The organism is Kitasatospora sp. NPDC059462 (genome assembly GCF_042749955.1).
Lineage (GTDB): Bacteria > Actinomycetota > Actinomycetes > Streptomycetales > Streptomycetaceae > Kitasatospora.
In genome coordinates this window covers 1-25,950 of record NZ_JBHYUU010000086.1, presented here as the reverse complement: position 1 = coordinate 25,950, position 25,950 = coordinate 1, and the positions used below count along the sequence as shown (strand labels likewise).

The following is a 25,950-nucleotide window of genomic DNA, read 5'->3' as shown; positions in this document are numbered from 1 at the left end:
ATCCTGTTTGCTGTCCCTGTCCGTGCCCCGCCCCTGCCCGTCTCCCCGCCCCCGTCCGTGCGCCCGTCCCTGCCCGTGCCCCTCACCCGGAGCCACCCGTCATGACCACACCCTCGCCCGCCGCCGGCCCGCTGTTCGCCGCCGTCGACATCGGCGGCACCAAGATCGCCGGTGCGCTCGTCGACTCCGCCGGGACGCTCACCCACCGCGTCCAGCTGCCCACCCCGGCGCGGGAGCCGGGAGCCGAGGTGCTGGCCGTGGTGCACCGGGTGCTGGACCGGCTGGCCGCCGCGCCGCGGTGGGGCGAGGTCACCGCCGTCGGCCTCGGCAGCGCGGGGCCGGTGGACCTCGCCCGGGGCACGGTCAGCCCGGTCAACATCCCCGGCTGGCGGGAGTTCCCGCTCGGCGCCGAGGTCGCCGCCCACCCCGCCGTCGGCACCCGCCGGGTGGCGCTGGCCGGGGACGGCGTGGCGATGGCCGCCGCCGAGCACTGGCGCGGCGCGGCCCGCGGCGCCGACAACGCGCTGTGCCTGGTGGTCTCCACCGGGGTCGGCGCCGGCCTGGTGCTGGACGGCGCCGTGCGCCCCGGCCCCAGCGGCAACGCCGGGCACCTCGGCCACATCACGGTCGACCTCGACGGCGAGCCCTGCCCATGCGGCTCGCGCGGCTGCCTCGAAGGCCTCGCCAGCGGCACCGCGATCGCCCGGCGGGCCCTGGCCGGGGGCTGGCGGCCCGCCGGGGCGGACCGCTCGGCGCGCGCGGTGGCCGAGGACGCGCGGGCCGGGCACCCGGTGGCGCTGGCCGCCTTCGACCGGGCGGCCCAGGCGCTGGCCGCCGGGATCGCCGCCACCGCCGCGCTGGTCGACCTGCGACGGGTGGTGATCGGCGGCGGGGTGGCGACGGCCGGACCGGTCCTGTTCGAGCCGCTCGCCCGTCAGCTGGACCGCTACGCCGCCCTGTCCTACGTCCGCGGCCTGGAGGTGCGCCGTGCCGAACTCGGCACCGACGCCGGGCTGATCGGCGCGGCCGCGCTCTGCCGCTGACCCGGCCCGGAGCGGGCGTTCGGGGGCCAGGACCGGTCCCGGACCGCTCCGTGCGGACGGGCGGCTTCGGGGCGCCGTGCGGGTGCCCGCCCGGCCGGCGCCCGGCGGCGACGGCGCCGCGGCCGAATTCCCCACCCCTGCTGCCGGGTTGCGGCTCCCCGGGTCCGCCCCGGTCCCGCCCCGGTCCTCCACCGCCCGCACAACCAAGCAGGATCCTGCCCCAGCAGGATCCTGCCGCTCATCGTCGGGGTCGCGGCGGAGGTCAGCGGGCGCGACGCCCGTCCGGCATCACCGACACGCCCCTGGTGAGGGCGGAGGGGTTCGGCAGACGGCGCCGGACCGGGTGGTGCCCGGAGGACGCCGCGGACAGCGATCCGCGCGGCGAGGCGATCGCCACCCGGGGCGGCACCACGGGAGCCGCTTCGTCGGAGAGGAACCCGGAGAGGAACCGGCGCTCCGACGGGCTGAGCGTGCGGGAACGGCCGGAGACCGCGTCCCTGGCGACCACGACCGTCCGTGCCCGCATGAATGTGTGCGCGTCACGGCACACCCTGACCACGACGTGCGCGGAACTGCGCCCGAGTCGTTCGACGGTCAACTGCACCAGCAACGGTTCCGGCCGGTGGTACAGCTGCTCCAGATAATCGATCTCGTGCCGCGCGATCAGGAATCCGGACGGGAATAGCGATTCCCGGACGGCGACCGGGTGGTGGCAGAACAGGTCGTAAATTCCCTCCTGCACGTAGGAGACCAGCCGGGCGTTGTTGATGTGCCCGTTCTCGTCGACGTCGCTCCACCGGGTGGGACAGGCCACCACGTGTGCGCCGACGTCCACCGCCTCGGTGGCTGCCGCGCTCACCGCTGCTCTGCCGTGGAACCGGTGAGCAGCAGCGCCCGGCGCAACCGCGCGTAGTAGACGGCGTGTTCGGACGCCATCCGGGCCGCGGTCCAGCCCTCCTCGGCGGCCTCGGCGGCCGCCTCGACGACCAGGCTGTCGAGGACGCCGTCGACCGCCCGGCACAGATCCGCCACCGCCGAGAGGCGGTCGGTGACCTCCGTCCCGCCGAACGCGGCGCGGGCCGGGAAGGCGGCGAGCGATTCCACCGCGAGCCGCAGCTCGTCCACGGTCTCGGACCTGGATTCGGAAACGAAATTTCGCACAGTTCTCTCCCTGAAGGGGTAGGGGTGGGTAGGGGTGGGTTTCTGGATGGTGCGGGCCCGTCGAGCGGGCCCGGATCCCCCCGGCGCCATGGACGCTATCCCAGCCCGGGGCGCTACCGGGAGGTATACGGAACCGGAGCGGAAACTGACCACTATTGGAGTAGTTTGGCGTTGCATAAAATCAGCCGCATCCACCGAATGCCAGCCCGGTCCGGCCCGTTCCCCGCCTCTCCCCCGGCTTCCTCCCCCGGTCGTGCCGCCGGCCCCCGGGGTCATGCCCCGCTCCCCCAACTGGTCCACCAGCGCGCCTTGTAGAGGTGCGCACCGGGCAGCGGGCGGTGGCCGTCCGGGCGGTGCAGGGTGAGCACCGAGGTGCACCAGGAGCAGGGGCCGGCGTGGTCCGGGGCGGCGGTGAGCAGCCGCCCGGTGCCGGGTTCGTCGCCCACGCTCTTGATGTCCCGCTCGGCCCCCTCGCTCCCCAGGCGTATCCGGGTGAAGCGCTCCTCCGCCGGGTCGAAGCGCCACAGGTGCGCCGCCGTGCTCACCCAGAACCGGCCGGGCGCGGCGAGCACCGGTGCCAGGTCGTGGCCGCCGGGTTCGGGCAGCGGCACCGTCCGCTCGGCGGTGAGCGAGGGCGCGGCCGCGGTGCCGCCCACCCGCAGCGCGGTCAGCGCGTCGTCGCCGAGCGCCCACAGCAGCCGGGCGCGCCCGTCCCAGTGCACCCCGTGCGCGCCCGGCAGCCGGTACTCGGCGTGCGCGGTGACGCGCGGGCCGAGCGAGGCGGCGTACAGGCGTATCCAGCCGCCGGAGGAGGCGGCGACGGCCACGTTGCCGTCGGGGAGCAGTTCGGCGCTGTGCGGATTGGCCAGCGGGCCGGTGTCGACGGCCCACGCGGTGGCGCCGCTCAGGACGTCGACGAGGGCCGCCAGTCCGCCGGAGGCGGTCACCACCAGGTACCGGCGCCCGTCCCGCACCCGGGTCTTCGCCTCGTCCGGGGCCTCCCAGCTGCGGCGCGGGTCGAGGTCGCCGAGGTCGCCGGCGGTGTCCGCGGACCAGGACCAGAGCACCGGCGGCCGGTCGGGCCCGCGACGGCCGGCCGGGCCGTCGGCGCCGCGCACCACCAGCACCCGCCGCGAGGCCTGGTCCACCACGGCCACCGCCCACCCCGGGCCGGCGGCCGTCGCCGGCACCGCACCGGCGCAGACGACCAGCGCCGCCAGCGCCGACGCCGTGCGCCACAGCCGCGCCCGCTTCGCCACCGCCGGCACCTCCCGTCGTCCGTCCCCCGCCACCACCGTGCGGCGCGCCCCCGCCGGCCGCCAGCGCGCGGCCTCCGACCGGCCTAAGCCCCCGCCTGTCGTACCCGGCTGGTTAGATCGGAACCGAGGGCACCGCGAGAGGAACCGGAGAGACGATGACCACGGGCACGAGGGCCGGCGCGCAGACACCCGAACCGCACGCCGCCGACACCCACGACCTGATCCGCGTGCACGGCGCGCGCGAGAACAACCTCAGGGACGTCAGCATCGAGATCCCGAAGCGCCGACTGACGGTGTTCACGGGCGTCTCCGGCTCGGGCAAGAGCTCCCTGGTGTTCGACACCGTCGCGGCGGAGTCGCAGCGGCTGATCAACGAGACCTACAGCGCCTTCGTCCAGGGCTTCATGCCGTCGGTGGCGCGCCCGGACGTGGACGTGCTGGACGGCCTGACCACGGCGATCATCGTCGACCAGCAGCGGATGGGGGCCGACCCGCGCTCCACCGTGGGCACCGCCACCGACACCAACGCGATGCTGCGGATCCTGTTCAGCCGGCTCGGGCGGCCGCACATCGGCTCGGCCAAGGCGTTCTCCTTCAACGTCGCCTCGATCAGCGGGGCGGGCGCGGTCACCGTGGAGCGCGGCGGCACCACGGTCAAGGAGCGGCGCAGCTTCAGCATCACCGGCGGCATGTGCCCGCGCTGCGAGGGCCGGGGCTCGGTCTCGGACATCGACCTCACCCAGCTCTTCGACGACACCAAGTCGCTCGCCGAGGGCGCGATCACGGTGCCCGGCTACACCGGGGACGGCTGGATGACCCGGATCTTCAGCGGCTCCGGCTTCCTCGACCCGGACAAGCCGATCCGCGACTACACCGAGCAGGAGCTGCGGGACTTCCTGCACCGCGAGCCGACCAAGGTGAAGGTCAACGGCATCAACCTCACCTACGAGGGGCTGATCCCCAAGGTCCAGAAGTCCATCCTCGCCAAGGACCGGGAGGCGATGCAGCCGCACATCCGGGCGTTCGTGGACCGCGCGGTCACCTTCGCCGCCTGCCCCGCGTGCGACGGCACCCGGCTGACCGAGGCCGCCCGGTCCTCGAAGATCGCCGGGATCAGCATCGCCGACGCGTGCCGGATGCAGATCAGCGACCTCGCCGCGTGGGTGCGCGGCCTGGACGAGCCCTCGGTGGCGCCGCTGCTCACCGCGCTGCGCCAGACCCTGGACTCCTTCGTGGAGATCGGCCTCGGCTACCTCTCCCTGGAGCGGCCGGCCGGCACGCTGTCGGGCGGCGAGGCGCAGCGGGTCAAGATGATCCGCCACCTCGGTTCCTCGCTCACCGACGTGACGTACGTCTTCGACGAGCCCAGCACCGGTCTGCACCCGCACGACATCCGGCGGATGAACGGCCTGCTGCGGCAGCTGCGGGACAAGGGCAACACGGTGCTGGTGGTGGAGCACAAGCCCGAGGTGATCGCGATCGCCGACCACGTGGTGGACCTCGGTCCGGGTGCGGGCTCGGCGGGCGGCACGGTCTGCTACGAGGGCCCGCTGGAGGGCCTGCGCTCGGCGGGCACGGTCACCGGCCGGCACCTCGACGACCGGGCGTCGGTGAAGGAGTCGGTGCGCACGCCCACCGGCAGGCTGCCGGTCCGCGGCGCCCGCGCGCACAACCTCCGCGACGTCGACGTGGACATCCCGCTGGGCGTGCTGGTCGTGGTCACCGGTGTGGCGGGCTCCGGGAAGAGCTCGCTGGTGCATGGTTCGATCCCGGCCGGGGAGAACGTGGTCTCGGTCGACCAGAGCCCCATCCGCGGCTCGCGGCGCAGCAACCCGGCCACCTACACCGGTCTGCTGGAGCCGATCCGCAAGGCGTTCGCCAAGGCCAACGGTGTGAAGCCGGCCCTGTTCAGCGCCAACTCCGAGGGCGCCTGCCCGACCTGCAACGGCGCGGGCGTCGTCTACACGGACCTGGCGATGATGGCCGGGGTGGCCACCACCTGCGAGGACTGCGAGGGCCGGCGGTTCGACGCCTCGGTGCTGGAGTACCACCTCGGCGGGCGGGACATCAGCGAGGTGCTGGCGATGCCGGTGAGCGAGGCGGAGGCCTTCTTCGCCGCCGGCGAGGCCCGGGTGCCGGCCGCTCACCGGATCCTGACCCGGCTGGCCGACGTCGGCCTCGGCTACGTCAGCCTCGGCCAGCCGCTGACCACCCTGTCCGGGGGCGAGCGGCAGCGTCTGAAGCTGGCCACCCACATGGGCGACAAGGGCGGCGTCTACGTCCTCGACGAGCCGACCACCGGGCTGCACCTGGCCGATGTCGAGCAGCTCCTCGGGCTGCTGGACCGCCTGGTCGACTCCGGGAAGTCGGTGATCGTCGTCGAGCACCACCAGGCGGTGATGGCGCACGCCGACTGGATCATCGACCTCGGCCCGGGGGCCGGCCACGACGGCGGCCGCATCGTCTTCGAGGGCACCCCCGCCGCGCTGGTCGCCGCCCGCAGCACCCTCACCGGCCAGCACCTCGCGGAGTACGTCGGCGCCTGAGCCCGCCCCTGGGCCGCCGGGGCCCGGCCGGTCACTCGGCCGGGGCCCGGCTACCGGGTCCCGGCGGCCCGACTACCGTCCGGCGACGGTGTCGGCGAGGCGGGCGAGGGGCGAGGTGGTGGGGCGGCGACGGCCGGACTCCCGGCGGTCGGCCGCGTGGTAGGCGGCGTAGAGGGCGTGCACGCCGAGCCAGCGGAGGGGTTCCGGCTCCCAGCGGCGGACGGTGTGGCCGACCCAGGGCAGGCGGGTGAGCTCGGTGTCGTGACCGAGCACCAGGTCCCGCAGGGTGCGGCCGGCCAGGTTGGTGGTGGTCACCCCGCTGCCGACGTAGCCGCCGGCCCAGCCGAGGCCGGTGCGCCGGTCGAGGTCCACGGTGGCGCACCAGTCGCGGGGCACGCCGAGCACCCCGGCCCAGGCGTGCTCGATCCGGGCGGAGCGGGCGGCGGGGAAGAACGCGTGGAGGATGTCCCGGAGTTGGCGGACGGTGGCGGGCTGGGTGGCGCCGTCGACGTCGGTCCGGGAGCCGAAGCGGTAGGGGACGCCGCGTCCGCCGAGGGCGATCCGGTCGTCGGCGGTGCGCTGGGCGTACATGTAGGCGTGGGCGAAGTCGCCGAGCACCTCGCGGCCCTCCCAGCCGGCCTCGGCCCAGAAGGACGCCGGGAGCGGCTCGGTGGCGATCATCGCCGAGTTCATCGGCAGCCAGGTGCGCCGTTCCCCCGCGAGGCCCGAGGTGAAGCCCTCGGTGGCGCGCAGGACGTACCGGGCGCCGACGGTGCCGTGCGGGGTGACCGCGCGGGGCGTGCGGCCGCCGTGGATCGCGGTCACCGGCGTGCTCTCGTACAGCTCGACGCCCAGCCGCTCGACGACGTCGGCGAGACCGGCGGCCAGCTTGGCGGGCTGGACGCGGGCGCCGTGCGGGCTCCAGACGCCGCCGAGGGCACCGTCGACCCGCAGCCGTCCGGCGGTCTCGGCCGCGCTCAGCTCCCGCACGCGGTCGGGGCCGTAGGAGCGCTCGGTCTCGGCGAACGCGCGCAGCCGGGCGAGTTGGGCGGGGGTGCGGGCGACCTCCAGCACGCCGCCGCGCACCACGTCGGCGTCGATGCCCTCGGCGTCCAGGGTGTCGGCGACCTCGCCGACCGCCGCGTCCATCACCCGCTGCATCGCGGCGGCGCCGGCCCGGCCGTGGCGGCGGGCGAAGGCGCCGCGCCCGGCGAAGCCGTTGTAGAGCCAGCCGCCGTTGCGCCCGGAGGCGCCGTAGCCGCAGAAGCGCTGCTCCAGGACGGCGATCCGCAGACCGGGTTCGGCCTTCTTGAGGTAGTACGCCGTCCACAGACCGGTGTAGCCGCCGCCGACCACGCAGATGTCGACCTCCCGGTGGCCGGGCAGCGCCGGTCGCGGCTCGGGCAGCCCGAGCCGGCCCCACCAGAAGGACACCCCGCCGTTCACACCCGTGCCTCCGGATCCCACGGACCCCGACCTCCGCCTCGCGCCGACCGTTTCCCGGGACGGTACGCCCGCGGGCCGTCCGCGAACCAGCGACAGCCTGCCAGGATCCGGGGTCCGGCCCGGGCACCCTGTCAGGAGAGCAGGCGGTCGAGGACCTCACCGGCCGGCTCGTCCTCGCCCGATTCTCCGGCGGCGCAGCGGGTGTCGAAGGCGGCGTCGCGGGCGCGGGCGAGGGTGGCGGCGTCCCGGGCGGGGTCGAGGAAGGCCGGGCGTCCGGGGGTCAGGTGCAGCAGGACGGTCCCCTCGCTCCAGTCGGTGGTGAGTTCGACGAGGCCGGTGTCGTCGCCGGCCATGGCGTCGGCCAGGCCGCACAGGACGGTGAGTGCCTGGATCATGCCGGGGAGTTCGAAGTCGACCCGGGTGTCGAGGTCGAGCGCGAGGGAGCCGGTGGGCGCGTCGTGGCGGAGGGTGAGTGCGCCGTCCTCGTCGAGGTCGTGGAGGAAGGCCGCGTGGTCGCCGTCGGTCCAGCGGTCGCACTCGGCGAGGGCGGCGGGCAGTTCGGCGCGGTAGCGGCGGCGCAGGGCCTCGTCGTGCCAGGGGGCGCAGAGGCCGGTCCAGTCGGGGCCGGGCCGGGTGGAGGCCGGGGCGACGGGTGCGCGCAGGTACGCCCGCAGGCGTGCCGTGTCGATGGTGACCGCCGCCGTCACCGTCAGGTACCGCGCCATGTCCGTCCGCCCCTCCACCGGTGTCCGCTGCCGGGGTCGATCCTGCCCGCTCCCACCGACAGGCGGGGGCGGGGGCGGGCGGGCCGACCGGGATGCTCCCGCCGAAGGGGGGACGGCACGTGACCGCACGGCTCTCCCGCGCGTTCGGCAGGGTGCCCGTTCCCACGCCCCCGGAGGCCCTCGTGCGCACCCTCGCCCAGCTCGCCGCCCTCACCGCCCTGCTCACCGCCGCCCTCACCGGGCCCGCCGCCGCCTCGTCCACCGCCACGGCCACCGCCGAGCCCGGCACCGCGCCCGCCGCCGTCGCTCCGCAGCCCCGGGAGGTCAACCAGGGCTACAGCATCCCGGTCGGCGCCATCACCGACCTCGGCGCGCTCCCCGTGCTCGGCGGCCTCGGCCTGGACTTCGCCCGCCTGATGGGCGTGTGACGCCCCCTCACCGCACTTGCGGGGCCCGTCCGGAGGAGCTCCGGGCGGGCCCCGCCGCCGTCGGCCGGGTTTCTTCCGCTGCGAAAGTTAGTAATCCCGACACGCCCCCGACAGGCGGGAACACGCCGTCGCAGTCGCCCCGTCATCGCCCGACCATCGCCCGCAACAGGGCGTCACACGCCCGCAACGCCCCTTCCCACCAGGCAGGACGGGTGATTGACAGGGAGGCACGGGCTTCAGCACGATGAGCGCCGAGCCACTCGCAGCGCCCCGGACCCGGAAGGAGGGCCGATGAGCACCGTTCACCGCACCGTCCCGGCCCTCCGCCGCCGTCGCTGTTGTCGCGGGGCACTCGCCCGCTGATCCCGGCCGCCCGGCCGTCGCGCCTCCCCCGGCACCCGTGTGCCGTTCTCCGCAGCACCGCCCTGCCCGCTCCCGCCGGCCCGGGGCGGTCCCGCGCATCCCCATTCCCCTCCACGAGAGTCGAGGAACCGCCATGTCCACCGCCATCTCCACCGTCACCGACCTCCGGCTCACCCCCGCCGCCGGCCGGATCGGCGCGATCGTGCACGACGTGCGTCTCGGCGGCGAGCTGCCCGCGGCGACCGTCGCCGCGATCGACGCCGCGCTGTACGAGCACAAGGTGCTGTTCTTCCGCGGCCAGCAGCACCTCGACGACGCCGGACACGAGGCGTTCGCCCGTCTGCTGGGCCAGCCGGTCGGCCACCCCACCGTCCCGGGCGCCGACGGCCGGTACATCTTCGAGCTGGACGCCACCAAGGGCGTGCGCGCCAACAACTGGCACACCGACGTCACCTTCGTGCCCGCCTACCCCAAGGCCTCGATCCTGCGCGCCCTGGAGCTGCCGCCGGCCGGTGGCTCCACGGTGTGGGCCAACACGGTGGCCGCCTACCAGGACCTGCCGCAGCCGCTGAAGGTGCTGGCCGAGTCGCTGCGCGCCGTGCACACCAACGACTACGACTACGCGGCGAGCCTCGCGCTGCGCCCCGAGCTGGCCGACAACGCCGAGGTTGCCAACCTCTTCCGCAAGGTGTTCGTCTCCACCGCCTTCAAGACGGAGCACCCGGTGGTCCGCGTCCACCCGGTGACCGGCGAGAAGAGCCTCCTGCTCGGTGCCTTCGCCCAGCGGATCCAGGGCGTCTCGGGCGCCGACAGCAAGGCGCTGATCGAGCTGTTCCAGCGGTACGTGGAGCGGCTGGAGAACACCGTGCGCTGGGACTGGCAGGTCGGCGACGTCGCGATCTGGGACAACCGCGCCACCCAGCACTACGCCGTCAACGACTACGGCGACGAGCCGCGCCTGGTGCGCCGGATCACCCTGGACGGCGACCTGCCGACGGGCGTGGACGGCACGCCGAGCCGTCTGCTGGAGCCCGCCGACCCGCCGCGGGTGGCCGGGCTGGTGCCGGCCGAGGAGCTGGAGGCCGAGGCCGCCGGGCGCTGACCACCACCGACTCCAGGGAGGGCGAGGGATGTTCACCGAGACCGGCGCACCGGGCGGAACCGCCACCGCCGCCCGGCCACGCACCGGGGACGCACGGCGGGACGTCAACGCCGCCGCCGTCCTGCGGACCGTCCTGGACCACGGTCCGGTGGCCCGCAGCCGGGTCGCCGCGCTCACCGGCCTGAGCCCGGCCGCCGTCTCCCGCCAGGTGGTCGACCTCACCCGACTCGGGCTGCTGCGCGAGCGGCCCGAGTCGGCCACCCCCGGCGCCGGAGCGGTCGGCCGGCCACAGCTGCCGGTGGACGTCGACACCGACCGGATCGCGGTGGCCGGTCTGCACATCGGACTGCCGTCCACCCACTTCGCCTTCCTCGACGCACGCGGAAACGTGCTGCACCAGCGCGAGTTGAGCCACCGGGGCCGCACCGGACCGACCGTGCTGCGGCCGCTGCTGGCGCGGCTGCCCGGGCTGCTGGCCGCCGTCCCGGACGGCCGCACCGTCGTCGGCCTCGGCGCCGTCACCGGCGGCGCGGTCGACCGCGAGCGCGGCGTGATTGTCCGTCATGATCCCCTCAAATGGCGGGATGTGCCGCTCCGCGGGCTGCTGACGGAGGCCTCCGGGCTGCCGGTCCAGGTGGACAACCACGCCCGGGCACTGACCCAGGCGGAGATCCTCTTCGGGCACCCGGCGGCCCGCCGCTCGGTCGTCCACCTGTTCGTCGCCCATGTGGTGGACGCGGCCCTGGCCGTGGCCGGCACCGTGCACATCGGTCCGGCCTCGCCCACCGGGGACCTCGCCCACCTGCCGGTGCCGGAGAGCGACGCGCTCTGTCCCTGTGGCCGGACCGGCTGCCTGGCGGTCGCCGCCTCGGACACCACGCTGTTCGAGGCGGCGGCGGCCGAGGGGATCACCGAACGGCCGGACCGCGCCGCGCTGGTGGCCGCCGTCCAGGCCGGCGACCCGCGGGCCGACCGGCTGGTGCGGCGGCGCGCGGAGATCATCGGCCGGGCGCTCGCGCTGCTGGCCGATGTCGTCAACCCCGACCTGCTGGTGCTGACCGAGCACTTCTCCTGCCTCGACCCGGTCTATCTCGACGTGGTGCGCACCGAGTTCGCCCGCCGCTCGCGGCTGCGGCGCGACGCCGGTCTGGTGGTCGCCCAGCGCCTCGGCGCCGATGTGCTCGCCGTGGCCGCCGGGATCCCCGCGCTCGGCGCCGTGTACGCCCGCCCGGTGCACGCCCTGACCTCCTGAACAAGCCCCCGCCACCGACCCGACCCCGCAGACCCCTTCCCGCAGAGGACCCCACTCGTGACCAGCCTCCCCTCCGCCTCCCCGCTCTCCCGCCGGGCGCTGCTCCGCGGCGGCCTCGCCGGCGCCGGCCTGCTGGCCCTGGCCGCCTGCCGCTCGGCCGCCGACACCGCCGCCGGCCGGACCGCCGGCGACGCGACGGGCCCGCGTCGCGGCGGCGTCCTCACGGTCGGCGCCAGTGTCGACTTCACCCCCGCCCTGCTGTTCGCCCAGAGCGCCAACACCCTCGTCCAGCGCCTCGTCTTCAACACCCTGACCCGCTACGACGACCAGCTGAAGCCGCAGCCCGAGCTGGCCACCTCCTGGGAGGTCGCCCCGGACGGCGGCAGCGTGACCCTGAAGCTGCGCGAGGACGTGACCTTCCACAGCGGCCGCCGGTTCACCGCCGACGACGTCGTGTTCGCCGTCAAGAACCTGCAGAACCCGGCCCGCTCCGCCCAGTTGCGCTCGACCGCGGCCGCCGTCACCGACTTCCGCAAGAACGGCGACCACGAGCTCACCCTCGTCCTCGCCCACCCGGTGAGCAACCTCTTCGACCTCTTCGAGTTCATGATCATCCCGGACTCGGAGACCGTCGAGGAGGCCTTCGCCGGGACGAAGCTGGTCGGCACCGGCCCCTACACCTTCACCGAGCGCAAGCCCGGCAGCTCGCTCACCTTCGCCCGCAACGAGAAGTACTGGAACCCCGGCCGCCCCTACCTGGACGGCGTCGAGATCCGGGTGATCCCCCAGAGCGACTCACTGCTCTCCTCCCTGAAGACCGGCCAGACCCACCTCTCCTACCACGTGCGCGGCAAGGACCTCACCACCCTGCGCAGCGACCAGCAGTTCCGGGTCACCTCCTACGACACCGGCGGCGGCGCGTACTACATCGGCGCCAACCTCACGGCCGAGCACGTCGGCGACAAGCGCGTCCGGCAGGCCATCGCCTGGGCCGTGGACCGCGAGCGGCTGGTCCAGCAGGCGCTCGGCGGCTCCGGCACCGTCTCCGCCACGCCCTGGCCCAAGTCCTCCCCCGCGTACAGCGCGGAGGCCGCCGCCCACTACCGCCACGACCCCGAGCGCGCCCGGCAGTTGCTCAAGGACGCCGGACTCTCCGGCATCACCCTGCCGTTCGCGCACAGCAACGACCCCGGCAACACCGCCGTCGCGCAGATCCTCCAGTACGACCTCAAGCAGGTCGGCATCGAGACCGTGCTGCAGCCCACCGACTCGCCCACCATGCAGAAGCAGCTGATCGCCCAGGCCATGCCCGCGCTGTGGACGCTCAGCCACGGCTTCGCCCAACTCCACCCCGCCACCCTGGCGGTGAGCGCCTACCCGTTCAACGAGGCGAAGAACAGCTCGCACTTCTCCTCGCCCGCCTACACCGACATCGTGCAGCGCGCCTGGAAGCGGCCGGACAGCGACAGCGACGAGGCCAAGGCGCTCTACCGGCAGATCACCGACACCCTGCTCGACGAGCAGTTCGTGATCGACCTCGCCATCGCCGGCCTCAGCGAGGTCGCCGGCGGCAAGGCCCGCGGCGCCACCCTCAACAAGTTCGGCTACCTCAACCTCGACGACGCCTACCTCACGGCCTGAGCGGACGGCCCGAACCCATGCGAACCTTCCTCCTCAAGCGGCTGCCCTCCGGGCTGCTCGTCCTCCTCCTCGCCTCCTTCCTGGTCTTCCTCATCCTCCGGCTGATCCCCGGCGACCCCGCCACCACGCTGGCCGGCCCCGACGCCGGACCGCAGGCCGTCGACGCGATCCGCGCCCGGCTCGGGCTCGACGAGCCGCTGGTGACCCAGTACCTGCGCTGGCTCGGCGACCTGCTCACCGGCGACCTCGGGCCCAGCTACTCGATCGGCGGCCAGGTCTCCGAACTGATCGGCGACGGCCTCGGCGCCACCGTCCAGCTCACCGCCGCCGCCCTGCTGCTGGTCGTCCTGCTGGCCCTGCCGCTCGGCGTGCTCGGCGCCACCGCCGAACGCCGGCCGGTCGCCGCCGCCGTGCGCGCCTTCACCACGGCCGTGCTGGCCGTGCCGCCGTTCGTCACCGGCGTGCTGCTGGTGCTGCTGTTCGCGGTCACCCTCGGGCTGCTGCCCGCCGGGGGCCACGAGTCCCTGCTCGACGCCCCCGACCTGGCGCTGCAGTACCTGCTGCTGCCCGCCGTCTGCCTCGCCCTGCCCAGCGCCGCCGTGCTCGCCCGCTACCTCACCGACGGCATCCAGCGGGCGCTTTCCGAGGACTACGTGCGCACCGCCACCGCCGTCGGCGTCTCGCGCCGCCGCATCGTCTGGCGGCACGCCCTGCCCAACGCGCTGCCGTCCGCCGTCACCGTGCTCGGCCTTCAGGTCGGCCACCTGGTCGCCGGGGCGGTGCTGGTGGAGCGGATCTTCGCCTGGCCCGGGCTCGGCCAGCTCGTCGAGCAGGGCGTGCTGCGCCGCGACTACCCGGTGGTGCAGGCCGTGCTGCTGCTGGTCGTCGCCGGCTACGTCGCCGTCCAACTGCTCACCGACCTCGTGTACGCCTGGCTCGACCCCCGGATCCGGTGGGAGTAACCGATGACCGCCCTGACCGCCCCCGCCCCCTCCCCGGCGCGCCCCGCGCGCGCCGCCGTCCGCAACCGGTACCTCGCCGGGCTGCTCACCGCCCGCGGGCTGACCGGGCTCGTCCTGGTCGGCACCGTCGCCCTGGCCGGGCTGCTGGCCCCGCTGCTCACCGACCACGACCCCGACGCCCAGGGCCCGCTGGCCCTCGCCGGGCCGAGCGCCGACCACCCGCTGGGCACCGACGACCTCGGGCGGGACCTGCTCAGCCGGGTCCTGCACGGCATCACCACCGACCTCGCGCTGACCTTCGGCGCGGTGCCGGTCGGCGCGCTGCTCGGCTGCTCGCTCGCCCTGCTCGCGGCCACCCACCGCTGGGCGGACACCGCCGTCCAGCGGGCCTTCGACCTGGTGCTCGCCTTCCCCGGGATGATCCTGGCGCTGGCCGTCACGGCCGTGCTCGGGCCGGGCCGCTGGCCGGTGTTCATCGTCATCGCACTCGCCGAAGTACCGCTGTTCGGGCGCCAGTTGCGCTCGGGAATCCTGGTCCAGCGGGAGCGCGAGTACGCGCTGGCCGCCCGGGTCGGCGGCGCCACCCGGGCCCGGGTGCTGCTGCGGCACGTGCTGCCGAACGCCGTCGACCCGCTGATCGTGCAGACCGCGGTGGCACTGTCGGTCGGCGTGTTCATCGAGGGCGCGATGAGCTTCCTCGGGCTCGGCGTGCGCCCGCCGGAGCCGACCCTCGGCTCGATCCTCAGCCAGTCCGTCGGCTACCTCGCCACCCATCCGACCTTCGCGGCCGCCCCGCTGGCCGTCACCACCGCGCTGGTGCTCGGCTTCACGCTGATCGCCGAGGCCCTGAACCGGGGGATCCGCCGATGACCGGCCACCCTGACCGCACCGTGCTGCGGGTCACCGACCTCTCCGTGGCGTTCGACGGCACCACCGCCGTGGACGGCGTCGGCTTCGAACTCGCCGCCGGGGACACCCTCGGCCTGGTCGGCGAGTCCGGCTCCGGCAAGTCCACCACCGCGCTCGCCCTGCTGCACATGCTCCCCGACGGCGGGCGGATCACCGGCGGCTCGGTGGAGCTGGCCGGCCAGGACCTCGCCGCCCTGCCCGAGCGCGCCCTGCGCGCCGTACGCGGCCGGCGGATCGCCATGGTCTTCCAGGACCCGATGTCCTCGCTCAATCCGGTGCTGACCGTCGGCAAGCACCTCGACGAGGCCCTGCGGGCCCACGGCAACCGGCCGGACAAGCGCGAACGCGCCGCCCGCGCCGTCGAGTTGCTCGATCTGGTCGGCATACCCGACGCCGCCGGACGGCTGCGCGACCACCCGCACCAGTTCTCCGGCGGCCAGCGCCAGCGCATCATGATCGCCCTCGCGCTCGCCAACGACGCCGAGGTGCTCGTCGCCGACGAGCCGACCACCGCCCTCGATCCGACCGTCCAGCAGCAGATCCTGCGGCTGCTCACCCGGATCAACCGGGAGACCGGCACCGCCCTGGTGGTGATCAGCCACGACCTCGGGGTGATCGCCCAGACCTGCCGCCGGCTGCTGGTCATGCGGCACGGCCGGGTGGTCGAGTCCGGCGCCACCGCCGACGTCCTCACCGCACCGCGCCACCCCTACACCAAGGAGCTGCTGGCCGCCGTCCCCCGGCTGGAGGCGCCCTCGGAGGCGGCCGCCAACAGCGTGCCGGGGCCCGAGCCGCTGCTCACCGTCACCGGCCTGCGCAAGACCTACGGCTCACGGCGACGCGCGGTCACCGCGCTGGACGGCGTCGACCTGGTGCTGCACCCCGGCGAGACGCTCGGCCTGGTCGGCGAGTCCGGCTCCGGCAAGTCCACGCTGGCCCGCGCACTGGTCCAGGTGCACGCCCCGAGCGGTGGCGAGATCCGCTTCCGCGGACGGGAGTTCGGGCACGGCGGTGAACGCGGAGCCCGGCGCGAGCTGCAGCTGGTCTTCCAGGACCCGTACGCCTCGCTCAACCCCCGGATGACCGTCGGCCAGATCGTCGCCGAGCCGCTGATCGCCCACGGCCTGGGCGACCGCCCCGCGCGCGCCCGGCGGGTCGCCGAACTGCTGGAGCAGGTCGGCCTCGACCCCGAGAGCGCCGACCGGCACCCGCGCGCCTTCTCCGGCGGCCAGCGCCAGCGCATCGGCATCGCCCGGGCGTTGGCGCCCGAGCCGAGCGTGCTGATCTGCGACGAGCCGGTCTCCGCCCTGGACGTCTCGGTCCAGGCCCAGGTGCTCGACCTGCTCGCCCGCCTCCAGCGCGAACTCGGCCTCGCCCTGCTGTTCATCGCCCACGACCTCGCGGTGGTCCGGCAGGTGAGCCACCGGATCGCCGTCATGCACCGCGGCCGGATCGTCGAGACCGGTCCGGCCGACCGGGTCGTCACCGCGCCCGAACACCCGTACACCGCCGAACTCCTGGCCGCCGTCCCGCGCCTGGAGACCAGGCCCGCCGCCCTCACCACCCGGAGCACCGCATGACCGAGACCCCGCCCGGCACCGCCCACCGCGACCCGTACGCGGGCTTCCCCGGCACCGTCGGCCGCACCTTCCGCGAGTCCACCCCCGCCTGGCCCCGGCGGGTCCGCCCGCGCGAGGGCGCGCCCAACGTCGTCGTGGTCCTGGTCGACGACCTCGGCTACAGCGACATCGGCCCGTTCGGCTCCGAAGTCCCCACCCCGGCCCTGGACGGCCTCGCCGAGCGCGGCGTCAAGCTCGCCAACTACCACACCATGCCGCTCTGCTCCCCCGCCCGGGCCGCCCTGCTCACCGGCCTCAACCCGCACCGGGTCGGCTACTCCTTCGTCGCCAACGCCGACCCCGGCTTCCCCGGCTACGGCATGGAGATCGCCGACGACATCCCCACCCTCGCCGAACTGCTGCACGACGCCGGCTACGCCACCTACGCCGTCGGCAAGTGGCACCTCACCCGCGACTCCGCCTCCAACGCCGCCGACAACCGCGCCAACTGGCCCCTGCAGAAGGGCTTCGACCAGTACTACGGCGTCCTGGAAGGCCTCACCAGCCTCTTCCACCCGCACCAGCTCGTCCGCGACAACAGCCCACTGGACATCGACGAACTCCCCGACGACTACTACTACACCGACGACATCACCGACCGCGCCATCGACATGGTGACGTCGCTGCGCGCCCACGACGCCGACAAGCCGTTCTTCCTCTACCTCGCCCACAACGCCGTGCACGGCCCGCTGCAGGCCAAGCCCGCGGACCTCGCCCGGCACCGGGGCCGCTACGACGGCGGCTGGGACGAGCTGCGCGCCGCCCGGTTCGCCCGCCAGCTCGCCGCCGGACACTTCCCGCCCGGCACCGAACTGCCGGACCGCAACGCCGAATCCGGTTACGAGGTCGGCCCGTGGAGCGAACTCGACCCCGCCCGGCGGCAGCTGTACGCCCGCTACATGGAGGTCTACGCGGCGATGGTCGACAACGTCGACCAGAACCTCGGCCGGCTGCTCGACACCCTCGCCGCACTCGGCGAACTCGACAACACCATCGTGGTGTTCACCTCCGACAACGGCGGCACCGGCGAGGGCGGCGCCGAGGGCACCCGCAGCTACTTCAGCCGCTTCGTCCACCACCCCGCCCTCCCGGAGGACTGGAACCCCGACGTCGAACGCGAGATCGAACTGATCGGCGGCCCGCGCTCCCTGGTCCACTACCCGCGCGGCTGGGGCATGGCCTCCAACACCCCGTTCCGCCTCTACAAGGGCCAGACCCACGCGGGCGGCGTGCGCGTGCCGTTCGTGCTCTCCTGGCCCGCCGGCCTCCCGCGCGCCGAGGGCGACCCCGGCGTGCGCACCCCGTACCAGTACGTCACCGACCTGCTGCCCACCCTGCTCGACCTCACCGGCGTCGAACGGCCCGAGCGGCGCGCCGGGCGGACCGTGCAGTCCCTGGACGGCTTCAGCTTCGCGCCCGTGCTGCGCGACCCGGCCGCCGGCTCCACCCACCCCGAGCAGTACTGCGAGATGACCGGCAACCGCAGCTACTACCGCGACGGCTGGAAGCTCGTCACCCTGCACCGCCCCGGCGCCCCCTACGACGACGGCGAGTGGGCACTGTACGACCTGCGCACCGACCCCACCGAGATCCACGACCTCGCCGCCGAACACCCGGGCCTGGTCAAGGAGCTGTCCGAGGCGTGGGAGGCCGCCGCCTGGCGCAACGGCGTCTTCCCGCTCACCGACGGCAGCGGCGCCCTCGCCCGCCGCCACCCCGACGACGCCGGGCTGCGCCGCCCGCTGCGCCTGCTCGCCGGAACGCCCGAACTGGAGCGGTACCGCTCCTCGCGGCTGATCTCCTTCCGCTCCTTCGCCGTCGAGGTCGAACTCGCCCACCACGGCGCCGGGGACGCGGGCGTCCTGGTCTCGCACGGCGACCAGGGCGGCGGCTACAGCCTCTACGTCGAGGACGGCCGGCTGCACCTCGCCTACAACCAGTACGGCGAACTCTTCGAGGCCGACGCCGGACCGCTCGCCCCCGGCGCCCGCCTGGTCGGCGTCGAGGCGACCGCCGTGGCCGGCCTGCGGTGGGAGTTCCGCGTCCTGGTCGACGGCGAGGAGACCGGCCGGCTCGGCCCGGTCCACCAGCTCATCGGCATGGCCCCGTTCCAGGGCATCAGCGTCGGCGTCGACCGCAGGTCGCCGGTCTCCTGGCCGGTCTACGAGCGCCACCGCTCCTTCCGGTACAGCGGCGAGCTGCGCGCCGTCACCTACCTGCCGGGGGACCCCGCGCCGGACGACCCCGCCGTCGTGGCGAGCGCGCTGCGGGAGGCCGCCGCCGCCTTCGAATAGCGGATCATCACGCTATCCTCCGGATGGCTCGTGTCATCCGTCGTCCGTCCTGTCCGGGGGAACAGTGATCAACGAACTCCTGCCCGCGCCCGTCGTCGTCGAGACCGCCTACTCCGACCCGCCCGAGGCCCGCCTCGAACCCGAGGAGCAGGCGGTCATCGCCCGCGCCGTCGCATCGCGGCAGCGGGAGTTCACCACGGTCCGCCACTGCGCCCGCCTCGCCCTCACCCGCCTCGGCGTCCCGTACCGCCCGCTGGTCCCCGGCCTGCGCGGCGCCCCCGGCTGGCCGGAGGGCGTGGTCGGCTCGCTCACCCACTGCGCCGGCTTCCGCGCCGCCGCCGTCGCCCGGGCCGGGGACGTCCTCTCCGTCGGCATCGACGCCGAGCCCGCCCTCCCCCTGCCGGAGGGCGTGCTCGACGCCATCGCCCTCCCGGCGGAGCAGGAGCGCAACGGCGCGCTGTTCGCGTCCGACCCCGGCACCCCCTGGGACCGCATCCTGTTCAGCGCCAAGGAGTCCGTCTACAAGTCCTGGTTCCCGCTCACCCGGCGCTTCCTCGACTTCTCCGAGGCCGACCTCACGCTCCGCCCCGACGGCACCTTCACCGCCACCCTCCTCGTCCCCTCGCCCCTGCCCACCCTGGCGGGGCGCTGGCGCGTCCACGACGGGCACCTCGCCACCGCCATCACGGTCCTGCGGTAGACGGCACGGCGGCGGCCCGGACGGCTCCAGGCCCCCTTCCGCCGGTCTGCCGCACGGCAGTTGGGGTTCGTTCGACCCCGGGGGGGGACGGGGTGAGCACGGAGATCGCCGGGCCGTCACCCCGCACCCCGGCCGGCCGCAACGACCTCGCCCACGCGATCGGCGCGTGGAACGGGCGCACCTCACGAGCCGGGGGCGCAGCCGTCAGATCCACCCGTGGTGCCGAGCCCGCCGGAGGGCGGCGGCCGGGGTGGTGGTGCCGAGTTTGGCGGCGGCGGAGGCGAGGTGGCGGGCGGCCGGCGGGGGGACGGGGCTGCCGGTGGCGGTGAGGTCGAGGGCGTCGAGTTCGTCGGCGGTCAGGACGGCGGTGTCCGGGGCGAGGGTGTCCGGGTGGAGGTAGCGGCCGCCCCGGTGGACGGTGCGGACGGCGTGGGCGAGGTCGGCGGCGGAGCCGCTGCGCGGCAGGTAGGCCCCCGCGCCGGCGCGCAGGGCGCGGCGGAGGTCGCCCGGCCGGTCGTGGGTCGTGAGGATCACGGTCGGGCAGGCCGGCAGCAGCGACGGGTCGAGACCGGGTGAGCGCAGCGCGAGGACGGCGACGTCGGGGCGGCGGCTCGCGGCCAGGGCCAGCGCGGCCCGGGCGGAGTCGGCCTCGGCGACGACGGTGAGGCCCTCCTGCAAGGCCAGCAGGGCGGCCAGGGCGGTCCTGCGGCCGGGCTCGTCGTCGGCCAGCAGGAGGCGGAGGGCGGGGAGGCGCTCGGTCATGCGGTTCAGCCTTCCAGCGGCCCCGGGGCGACAGAAGTGCGTGCACTCACCGAGGGTGATGAGGATTCTCAGCACCGCTCGGTGACAAATGTCATGACGGCCGATCACACGATGCGGGCACGGACGGGAAGTCCGCAGGTCGGGGCGAAGGTGGGGCCGCAGGCTCATGCTCCTGGGACAGGGTCGGGGCCAGGGTGGAAGCAGGTCCCCCGCAGAGACCGGAGCGGGCCGGAACGATTACGAGGAGTAACAATGAGTCATGAATACGTGACCGGAGTACCCGCTCTTCACGTCTCCGTGCACGCCCGGACGCCCGGCGAGGCGCCCGGCGAGCCACTGGCGTACGGGTTCATGGTCGGTCCGGCGAGCGTGCTCGTCCCCGACCCGCCCGAGGACGTGGCGAGCCCCTGGAAGAGATACCTCGTCCGGATATCCCGTTCACCCGGGGCCGACGACGCGACCGAGACGATCCCGGTCGGGGGGATCAGCCTGGCCGCGGTGAACGATCACGAGGTCATCACGGCCGCGGCGGTCCTGACGCTGGTCTGGCCGACGGAGTTCGAGGTCGCCGACGTGAGTTCCACGCCGGTGAAGCTCGCCGAGCTCCTGACCCGCCACCACGGCGACCAGTGGGCGGCCTACGCCGACCTCGGTCTCCGGGTGGCGCGCCCGAAGAAGGAGTCCGGTCCGCAGGACACCTGGTGGCTCGGCCGTGCGGACGGCGTCGTCGTCGTCCGCAGCGTCGAGCGTTACGCCTGGGGCACCTGCGGCACCAGTCCCACCTGTGGGCGCCACTCGGCGTCGAGGTCGGGCGTCGGCTACCCGGCGTCGGCGGACTGAGCGGATCGTGGAGCGACCGCGATGACCACGACGACGCCGCAGGACCGGCCGCAGACCCCACCCCCGGGCCTGCCGCCGGACCGTCCGCGGGACGCCCGCGCGCCCGACGGCGCGCGGGCCGTCGGCTGGCAGGACGTGGCACTGGCCCTGGCGGCGATCGTCCCGGAGCTGTTCTACTTCGGCACCGTGATCGCTCCCTGGGCGAGCTGGCAGCAGCGCTTCTGGATGGTCGTCCTCGCCGTGGGCGAGGCCGGCGCGCTGGTGCTGCGACGGCGGTGGCCGGTCGCGGTCTTCGCGGCCGTCTGGGTGATCTCCGCCGGTTCCGACATCCTCTCGATGGCCGGGGCGCTCGACTACGTCCCGTGCTTCGGCCTGATGATCGCCCTCTACACCGTCGCCGCGCAGTGCCGCCGGCCCGTCGCGCTGACGGCCCTCGGGCTGACCCTCGTCCCGCTCGGACTGGCGATCTCCTACACCGTCACCGACTACGAGGGCCCCCGGGTGGTGTCCGTGCTGGTCGCGAACCTCGCGTTCTACGTGCCGGTGACCCTGGTGGTCTGGGGCTTCGCCAGGCTCAGCCGGGCCGCCGAGGACGCCGCCGAACGCCACCGGCAGGAGGTCGCCGACACCCGCCGGCGGGTCACCCAGGAACGGCTGCGGATCGCGCGGGAACTGCACGACATCGTCGCCAACGCGGTGGCCGTCATGGTGATGCGGGCCGAGACGGCGAAGGTCACGGCGTTCGAGGATCCCGCGCGCGGGGAGGCCTTCGGGCACATCGAGAACCTGGGGCGGGCCACCATGGCCGAGCTGCGGCACATGCTGCGGCTGCTGCGCACCGCGGAGACCCCGGTCGAGGAGGAGTACAGCCACGGTCTGGGCGATCTGGAGCGGCTGCTGAGGGACGTCCGCGAGGCAGGCGTCGACATCTCCCTGGAGACCCGGGGAACGCCGCTGCGGATCGACGACAGCGTCAGCCAGACCGCGTACCGGCTCGTCCAGGAGGCGGCCACCAACATCACCAAGCACGCCGGTCCCGGCACCCGGGCCGTCGTGCGGATCACCTGGGACCGGGCGCTGCTCATCGAGGTGGTGGACGACGGGGCCGGCCGTGCGCCGGACGGGGAGCAGGACCTGTCGACGGGGCACGGGCTGCTCGGTCTGCGCGAGCGGGTGGCGCTGTACGGCGGGCTGCTGAGCGCGGCGCCGTACGGCCCCGGGTTCCGGGTCGCGGCGGCGCTGCCGGTGTCCACGGCGATCGGGACGGCGCCCGGCGGCGGGGTCACCCGGACGTCAGGGACGTCAGTGGAGGGCGTCGGATAGCCGGGTGAAGGTGCGGCCGGCGGACAGCAGGGCGGGGAGGGCCGCGGCGACGCCGCGGGCCGTGCCGGAGCCGGGCCGGTTCATGTGGGCGATGACGATGCCGCCCGGGGCGGTCCCGGCCAGTTCCTGCCGGACCTGGGCGGCGGGGAGGGTGGCGCCGCCGTCGGCGTTGGTGCTGAACCCGGCGACCTGCTGGCCGAGGTCGGCGGCGATGCGGGTGGCGACGTCGTCGTAGTGGGCGGTGCCCGAGCGGAAGAAGCGGGGCGGGCGGCCGAGGAGCGCGGTGAGCTTCGCGAGGTTGCCGGCGATCTCGTCGTGGACCTCGCCGGGGTCGCGGGTGCCGGCGATGCCGTAGGCGGAGCGGCCGGTGACGGAGAGGGGGCGGTGGGCGGTGCCGTGGTTGGCGATCTCGAAGAGGGGGTCGGCGGCGAGGTCGTCGAAGACGCCGCGGTTGGCGTCGATCCAGCGGGCGTTCAGGAAGAGGGTGGCGGGGACGCCGTGGGCGCGGAGGGTGTCGATGAGGGCGGCGTCGTAGCCGGAGCCGCCGGAGCCTCCGCAGGCGTCGAAGGTGAGCGCGACGGCGGGGGCGGCCGCGGCGGGGAGGAGGGTGAGCACGCCGGGGACGTCGAGGCCCCAGGCGGTGGGGACGGCGTCGCCGTAACGGGCGACGACGGCCGCGCGGGTGGGGAGGGTGGCGGAGGGGGCGGGGGTGGCCGTGGGCGTGGGCGTGGCGGGGGGCGTCGGGGTGGGGGCGGGAGCAGAGGTGGGGGCGGGCGTGGGCGTCGGGGTGAGGGCCGGGGCGGGAGGGGCCGTGGTGGGCGTGGTGGCCGTGGTGGGCGGTGCGGCGGTCGGCGGCTGGGCGCCCGGCGTGGGCGCGCAGCCGGCCAGGGCGGTGCCGGCCGCGGCCGCCAGGAGGGTCCGCCGACTGAGTGCCATGAAAGCTCCGAACCTGTCCGACCGTCAGGGACCACCGATCCACGCCCCTCCATTCAGGGCCGCCGAAGCCGCCCGTGCAAGCGGGCGCGGCCTTCACGGGGCTGCCGCACGGCCGTGGGGCCCGGCTCACCGGGGGTTCACCGGGGAGGGTACGGGACTCCGCTGACATCCCGACATCCCGGCGAGAGCGGAGGCTTCCGATGACAAAGCAGGTGCACGACGACAGGGCGTTGCCGGGCCGGCGCGGCTTACTGGCGGCAGGGGCGCTGGGGGCGGTGGCGGCGGCGACGGCGGGCGTCGCCCGGGCGGCGGACGGGGCGGAGGCGGCGGCCGGGGCCGACGGGGCCGAGCGGACGATCACGCTGACCGGCACGCTGCCGACCGGCGCGCCCGACTTCGTCCTCCTCCCCTTCGACGTCCCCGCCGGTGTCCGCGAGATCGCCGTCTCCTACCGGTACGACAAGCCGGTCGTCCCGCCCGGCACCCCGGGCAACTCCTGTGACATCGGGCTCTTCGACGAGCGCGGCACCGACCTGGGCGGGCGCGGCTTCCGCGGCTGGTCCGGCGGCTTCCGCACGGAGTTCGCGGTGAGCCGGGAGCAGGCCACCCCCGGCTACCTGCCGGGCCCGGTCCGCCCGGGCCGCTGGCACGTCGTGCTGGGGCCGTACCAGGTGGCGCCGCAGGGGCTGGAGTACCGGGTCGACGTGACGCTGCGGTCCGGCGCGCCGGGCGGCGAGTTCACCCCCGCCTATCCGCCGGAGCGTGCCCGGGGACGCGGGCGGGCCTGGTACCGCGGCGACTGCCACCTGCACACGGTGCACTCCGACGGGCGCCGCCAGCCCGCCGAGGTGGCCGCGGGCGCGCGCGAGGCGAAGCTGGACTTCATCGTGTCGACCGACCACAACACCACCTCCTCGCACGGCGTCTGGGGCCCGCTGGCCGGTCCGGACCTGCTGATCCTGCTGGGCGAGGAGGTGACCACCCGCAACGGCCACTGGCTGGCGCTGGGGCTGGAGCCCGGCCGGTTCGTCGACTGGCGCTACCGCTCGCGCGACGGGGCCTTCCCCCGGTTCGCCCGTCAGGTGCGGCGGCAGGGCGGTCTGGTGGTGCCGGCGCACCCGTACTGCCCGTACGTCGCCTGCCAGTGGAAGTTCGGGTACGAGGACGCGGACGCCGTCGAGGTGTGGAACGGCCCGTGGACGTACGACGACGAGTCGGCGGTGGACACCTGGGACGCCCAGCTGGCGGTGGCGCTGCGCGACGGACGGTCCTGGCTGCCCGCGATCGGCAACAGTGACGCGCACAGCGTCCCGCAGGTGATCGGCTCGCCGCACACCGTCGTGTTCGCCGAGGACCTCCACCGGGACGCCGTGCTGGCGGGCCTGCGCGCCGGCCGCAGCTGGCTCGCGGAGTCGGCGGCCGTCCAGCTGGAGTTCACCGCGACCGGCGCCGGCCGGCAGGCCGGGATCGGCGAGGAGCTGTCCGTTCCGCAGGACGCGCCCGTGGACGTGCGGCTCGACGTCTCCGGGGTGCCGAACGGCACGGTGCGGTTCCTGACCGACGAGGGCCAGCTGCACCAGGAGTCGCTGCCGGCCGACGGCGCGGGCACGGTGGTGTGGCGGACCACGGCCTCGCTGGCCGCGTTCGTCCGGGCCGAGGTGCGGCACCCGAAGGCCGACGGGACACCGGGCCGGGGCAACTCCATGGGACCGGACCTGCCGTGGGGACCGATGGCCGCGCTGACCAATCCGATCGTGCTGCGGGCCCGGAGGTAGCGGGGAGGCGGCCGGGAGGCGAGGGGACGGCGGGAGGTCCGGGGAGGGGAGGACTCCGGGGTGTGCGGTGGACTAGGTTGATCTCCGACAGCAGTCACTCGATATGACGAGACGGTCGGCTGTCCGTATGCCGGGTTCACCCCGCGCACGCTCCGGCCGTCCCGCCCCGGCTCCCCGTCCGTCCCCGGCCCGCGAAGGGATCAGCAGCTGTGAACCGTACGACCGTAGGTGGGCCGGAGCTCGGAGGCGGACGGGGGGCGGGCAGCGTGGTCGTCCTCTCCGACCCGGCCGCCGGCGCCGGGAGCGGCGCGGTCGCCCCGCTGGTCGCGGCCGCGCTCTTCCCGAGCGTCCACCTGCGCGCGGAGGACTTCCGGCGGGCGGTCCGGCAGGGCTACGTGGAGGCGGACCGGCCGGAGGCGCGGCGGCAGAACCTGACCGCGCTGGCGGCCACCGCGCAGGCGGCCTTCGCCTTCGCCGCGGGCGGCTACCAGGTGGTGGTGGAGGGCTCGGTCGCGCCCACGGCGCTGGACACCTTCCGCCGCGAGAGCCGGGCGACGGGGGCGGCGCTGCACTACGTGGTGCTGCACGGGGGCGCGGTGGCCGAGACGGACGGTCCGGCGGCCGACGGTGACGACGACGCGGCCCTCAGCGCCGCCGAGGCGACGGCCGGCACGGTGCTGGCCGGGCTGCGGCGCGGGGCGTACCTGCTGGGGTGGTGACCCGGCCGCGCGGCCGGGCCGGCCGGGCCTGCCGGGCCGGCCGCGCGCGGAACGGCGTGCGGAGCACGAAGGGCGGCCCGCCGGTCCGGGGATGACCGGGGGCCGCCCATGCGGCCGGGGCGCCCGGCCGGCGCGCGCGCACACA

The 25,950-nt window shown here is 75.1% G+C and carries 22 protein-coding genes; 15 read left to right on the top strand and 7 right to left on the bottom strand.

What is annotated here, in order from left to right:
* Positions 1 to 101 precede the first annotated feature (101 nt).
* Positions 102 to 1,043, top strand: coding sequence for an ROK family protein (locus ACFXAM_RS21560; protein ID WP_380293564.1), 942 nt, complete (start codon positions 102 to 104; stop codon positions 1,041 to 1,043).
* A 262-nt stretch (positions 1,044 to 1,305) separates the two neighbouring features.
* Here the strand turns inward: ACFXAM_RS21560 and ACFXAM_RS21555 are convergent, their stop codons facing one another.
* The 3 genes from ACFXAM_RS21555 to ACFXAM_RS21545 all read right to left on the bottom strand — a co-directional run bounded on the left by ACFXAM_RS21555 (position 1,306) and on the right by ACFXAM_RS21545 (position 3,463).
* On the bottom strand, positions 1,306 to 1,902 hold the full coding sequence (locus ACFXAM_RS21555; protein ID WP_380293562.1) for an acyl-CoA thioesterase: 597 nt from the start codon (positions 1,900 to 1,902) through the stop codon (positions 1,306 to 1,308).
* Positions 1,899 to 2,204, bottom strand: a complete 306-nt coding sequence (locus tag ACFXAM_RS21550) for a hypothetical protein (protein ID WP_380293560.1) — start codon at positions 2,202 to 2,204, stop codon at positions 1,899 to 1,901. The genes ACFXAM_RS21555 and ACFXAM_RS21550 overlap by 4 nt, the downstream gene beginning before the upstream one ends.
* Before the next feature lie 272 nt (positions 2,205 to 2,476).
* Positions 2,477 to 3,463, bottom strand: a complete 987-nt coding sequence (locus ACFXAM_RS21545) for a DUF6528 family protein (RefSeq protein WP_380293558.1) — start codon at positions 3,461 to 3,463, stop codon at positions 2,477 to 2,479.
* 155 nt (positions 3,464 to 3,618) lie between these two features.
* Here ACFXAM_RS21545 and ACFXAM_RS21540 point away from each other — a divergent pair, with 155 nt between their 5' ends.
* Positions 3,619 to 6,009, top strand: a complete 2,391-nt coding sequence (locus tag ACFXAM_RS21540; RefSeq protein WP_380293556.1) for an ATP-binding cassette domain-containing protein — start codon at positions 3,619 to 3,621, stop codon at positions 6,007 to 6,009.
* Positions 6,010 to 6,081: 72 nt separating this feature from the next.
* On the opposite strand, the gene ACFXAM_RS21535 is transcribed toward ACFXAM_RS21540, so the two are convergent.
* Together ACFXAM_RS21535 and ACFXAM_RS21530 are read right to left on the bottom strand one after the other, a co-directional pair.
* A complete protein-coding gene (locus ACFXAM_RS21535; RefSeq protein WP_380293554.1) occupies positions 6,082 to 7,455 on the bottom strand; it encodes an NAD(P)/FAD-dependent oxidoreductase in 1,374 nt (457 codons plus the stop codon).
* A gap of 131 nt (positions 7,456 to 7,586) precedes the next feature.
* The gene (locus tag ACFXAM_RS21530; RefSeq protein WP_380293552.1) at positions 7,587 to 8,180 is read right to left on the bottom strand and encodes a hypothetical protein; all 594 of its coding nucleotides are present in this window, start codon (positions 8,178 to 8,180) and stop codon (positions 7,587 to 7,589) included.
* A gap of 119 nt (positions 8,181 to 8,299) precedes the next feature.
* Between ACFXAM_RS21530 and ACFXAM_RS21525 the strand changes: the two genes are divergently transcribed.
* The 9 genes from ACFXAM_RS21525 (at position 8,300) to ACFXAM_RS21485 (ending at position 19,450) form a co-directional block, all read left to right on the top strand.
* Positions 8,300 to 8,608, top strand: coding sequence for a hypothetical protein (locus ACFXAM_RS21525; RefSeq protein ID WP_380293550.1), 309 nt, complete (start codon positions 8,300 to 8,302; stop codon positions 8,606 to 8,608).
* 496 nt (positions 8,609 to 9,104) lie between these two features.
* A complete protein-coding gene (locus ACFXAM_RS21520) occupies positions 9,105 to 10,073 on the top strand; it encodes a TauD/TfdA dioxygenase family protein (RefSeq protein WP_380293548.1) in 969 nt (322 codons plus the stop codon).
* 28 nt (positions 10,074 to 10,101) lie between these two features.
* On the top strand, positions 10,102 to 11,325 hold the full coding sequence (locus tag ACFXAM_RS21515) for an ROK family protein (RefSeq protein WP_380293546.1): 1,224 nt from the start codon (positions 10,102 to 10,104) through the stop codon (positions 11,323 to 11,325).
* 57 nt (positions 11,326 to 11,382) lie between these two features.
* Complete coding sequence (locus tag ACFXAM_RS21510) at positions 11,383 to 12,966, top strand: ABC transporter substrate-binding protein (RefSeq protein WP_380293544.1); 1,584 nt, start codon at positions 11,383 to 11,385, stop codon at positions 12,964 to 12,966.
* A gap of 17 nt (positions 12,967 to 12,983) precedes the next feature.
* Positions 12,984 to 13,928, top strand: coding sequence for an ABC transporter permease (locus ACFXAM_RS21505; protein WP_380293542.1), 945 nt, complete (start codon positions 12,984 to 12,986; stop codon positions 13,926 to 13,928).
* 3 nt (positions 13,929 to 13,931) lie between these two features.
* Entirely contained in the window at positions 13,932 to 14,798 is an 867-nt protein-coding gene (locus tag ACFXAM_RS21500) for an ABC transporter permease (protein ID WP_380293540.1), read from the top strand.
* Positions 14,795 to 16,417, top strand: coding sequence for an ABC transporter ATP-binding protein (locus tag ACFXAM_RS21495; protein WP_380293538.1), 1,623 nt, complete (start codon positions 14,795 to 14,797; stop codon positions 16,415 to 16,417). Before ACFXAM_RS21500 ends, ACFXAM_RS21495 begins: the two co-directional genes overlap by 4 nt.
* Complete coding sequence (locus tag ACFXAM_RS21490; protein WP_380293536.1) at positions 16,414 to 18,750, top strand: arylsulfatase; 2,337 nt, start codon at positions 16,414 to 16,416, stop codon at positions 18,748 to 18,750. The genes ACFXAM_RS21495 and ACFXAM_RS21490 overlap by 4 nt, the downstream gene beginning before the upstream one ends.
* A gap of 64 nt (positions 18,751 to 18,814) precedes the next feature.
* On the top strand, positions 18,815 to 19,450 hold the full coding sequence (locus ACFXAM_RS21485; protein ID WP_380293534.1) for a 4'-phosphopantetheinyl transferase: 636 nt from the start codon (positions 18,815 to 18,817) through the stop codon (positions 19,448 to 19,450).
* A gap of 204 nt (positions 19,451 to 19,654) precedes the next feature.
* Here the strand turns inward: ACFXAM_RS21485 and ACFXAM_RS21480 are convergent, their stop codons facing one another.
* Positions 19,655 to 20,212, bottom strand: coding sequence for a response regulator transcription factor (locus ACFXAM_RS21480; protein ID WP_380293532.1), 558 nt, complete (start codon positions 20,210 to 20,212; stop codon positions 19,655 to 19,657).
* A 252-nt stretch (positions 20,213 to 20,464) separates the two neighbouring features.
* Here ACFXAM_RS21480 and ACFXAM_RS21475 point away from each other — a divergent pair, with 252 nt between their 5' ends.
* The gene (locus ACFXAM_RS21475; protein ID WP_380293530.1) at positions 20,465 to 21,052 is read left to right on the top strand and encodes a hypothetical protein; all 588 of its coding nucleotides are present in this window, start codon (positions 20,465 to 20,467) and stop codon (positions 21,050 to 21,052) included.
* Positions 21,053 to 21,073: 21 nt separating this feature from the next.
* Positions 21,074 to 22,375 (top strand): sensor histidine kinase, encoded by a 1,302-nt coding sequence (locus ACFXAM_RS21470; RefSeq protein ID WP_380293528.1) that lies wholly within the window; start codon positions 21,074 to 21,076, stop codon positions 22,373 to 22,375.
* On the opposite strand, the gene ACFXAM_RS21465 is transcribed toward ACFXAM_RS21470, so the two are convergent.
* Positions 22,355 to 23,311: a polysaccharide deacetylase family protein gene (locus ACFXAM_RS21465; RefSeq protein WP_380293526.1), complete on the bottom strand. Its 957-nt coding sequence runs from the start codon at positions 23,309 to 23,311 to the stop codon at positions 22,355 to 22,357. The two genes, ACFXAM_RS21470 and ACFXAM_RS21465, sit on opposite strands and share 21 nt — an antisense overlap.
* 200 nt (positions 23,312 to 23,511) lie before the next feature.
* On the opposite strand from ACFXAM_RS21465, the gene ACFXAM_RS21460 reads away from it, so the two are divergent.
* On the top strand, positions 23,512 to 25,086 hold the full coding sequence (locus ACFXAM_RS21460; RefSeq protein ID WP_380293524.1) for a CehA/McbA family metallohydrolase: 1,575 nt from the start codon (positions 23,512 to 23,514) through the stop codon (positions 25,084 to 25,086).
* Between the two features lie 266 nt (positions 25,087 to 25,352).
* Positions 25,353 to 25,805, top strand: coding sequence for a hypothetical protein (locus ACFXAM_RS21455; protein ID WP_380293522.1), 453 nt, complete (start codon positions 25,353 to 25,355; stop codon positions 25,803 to 25,805).
* The last annotated feature ends 145 nt before the right edge of the window (positions 25,806 to 25,950 follow it).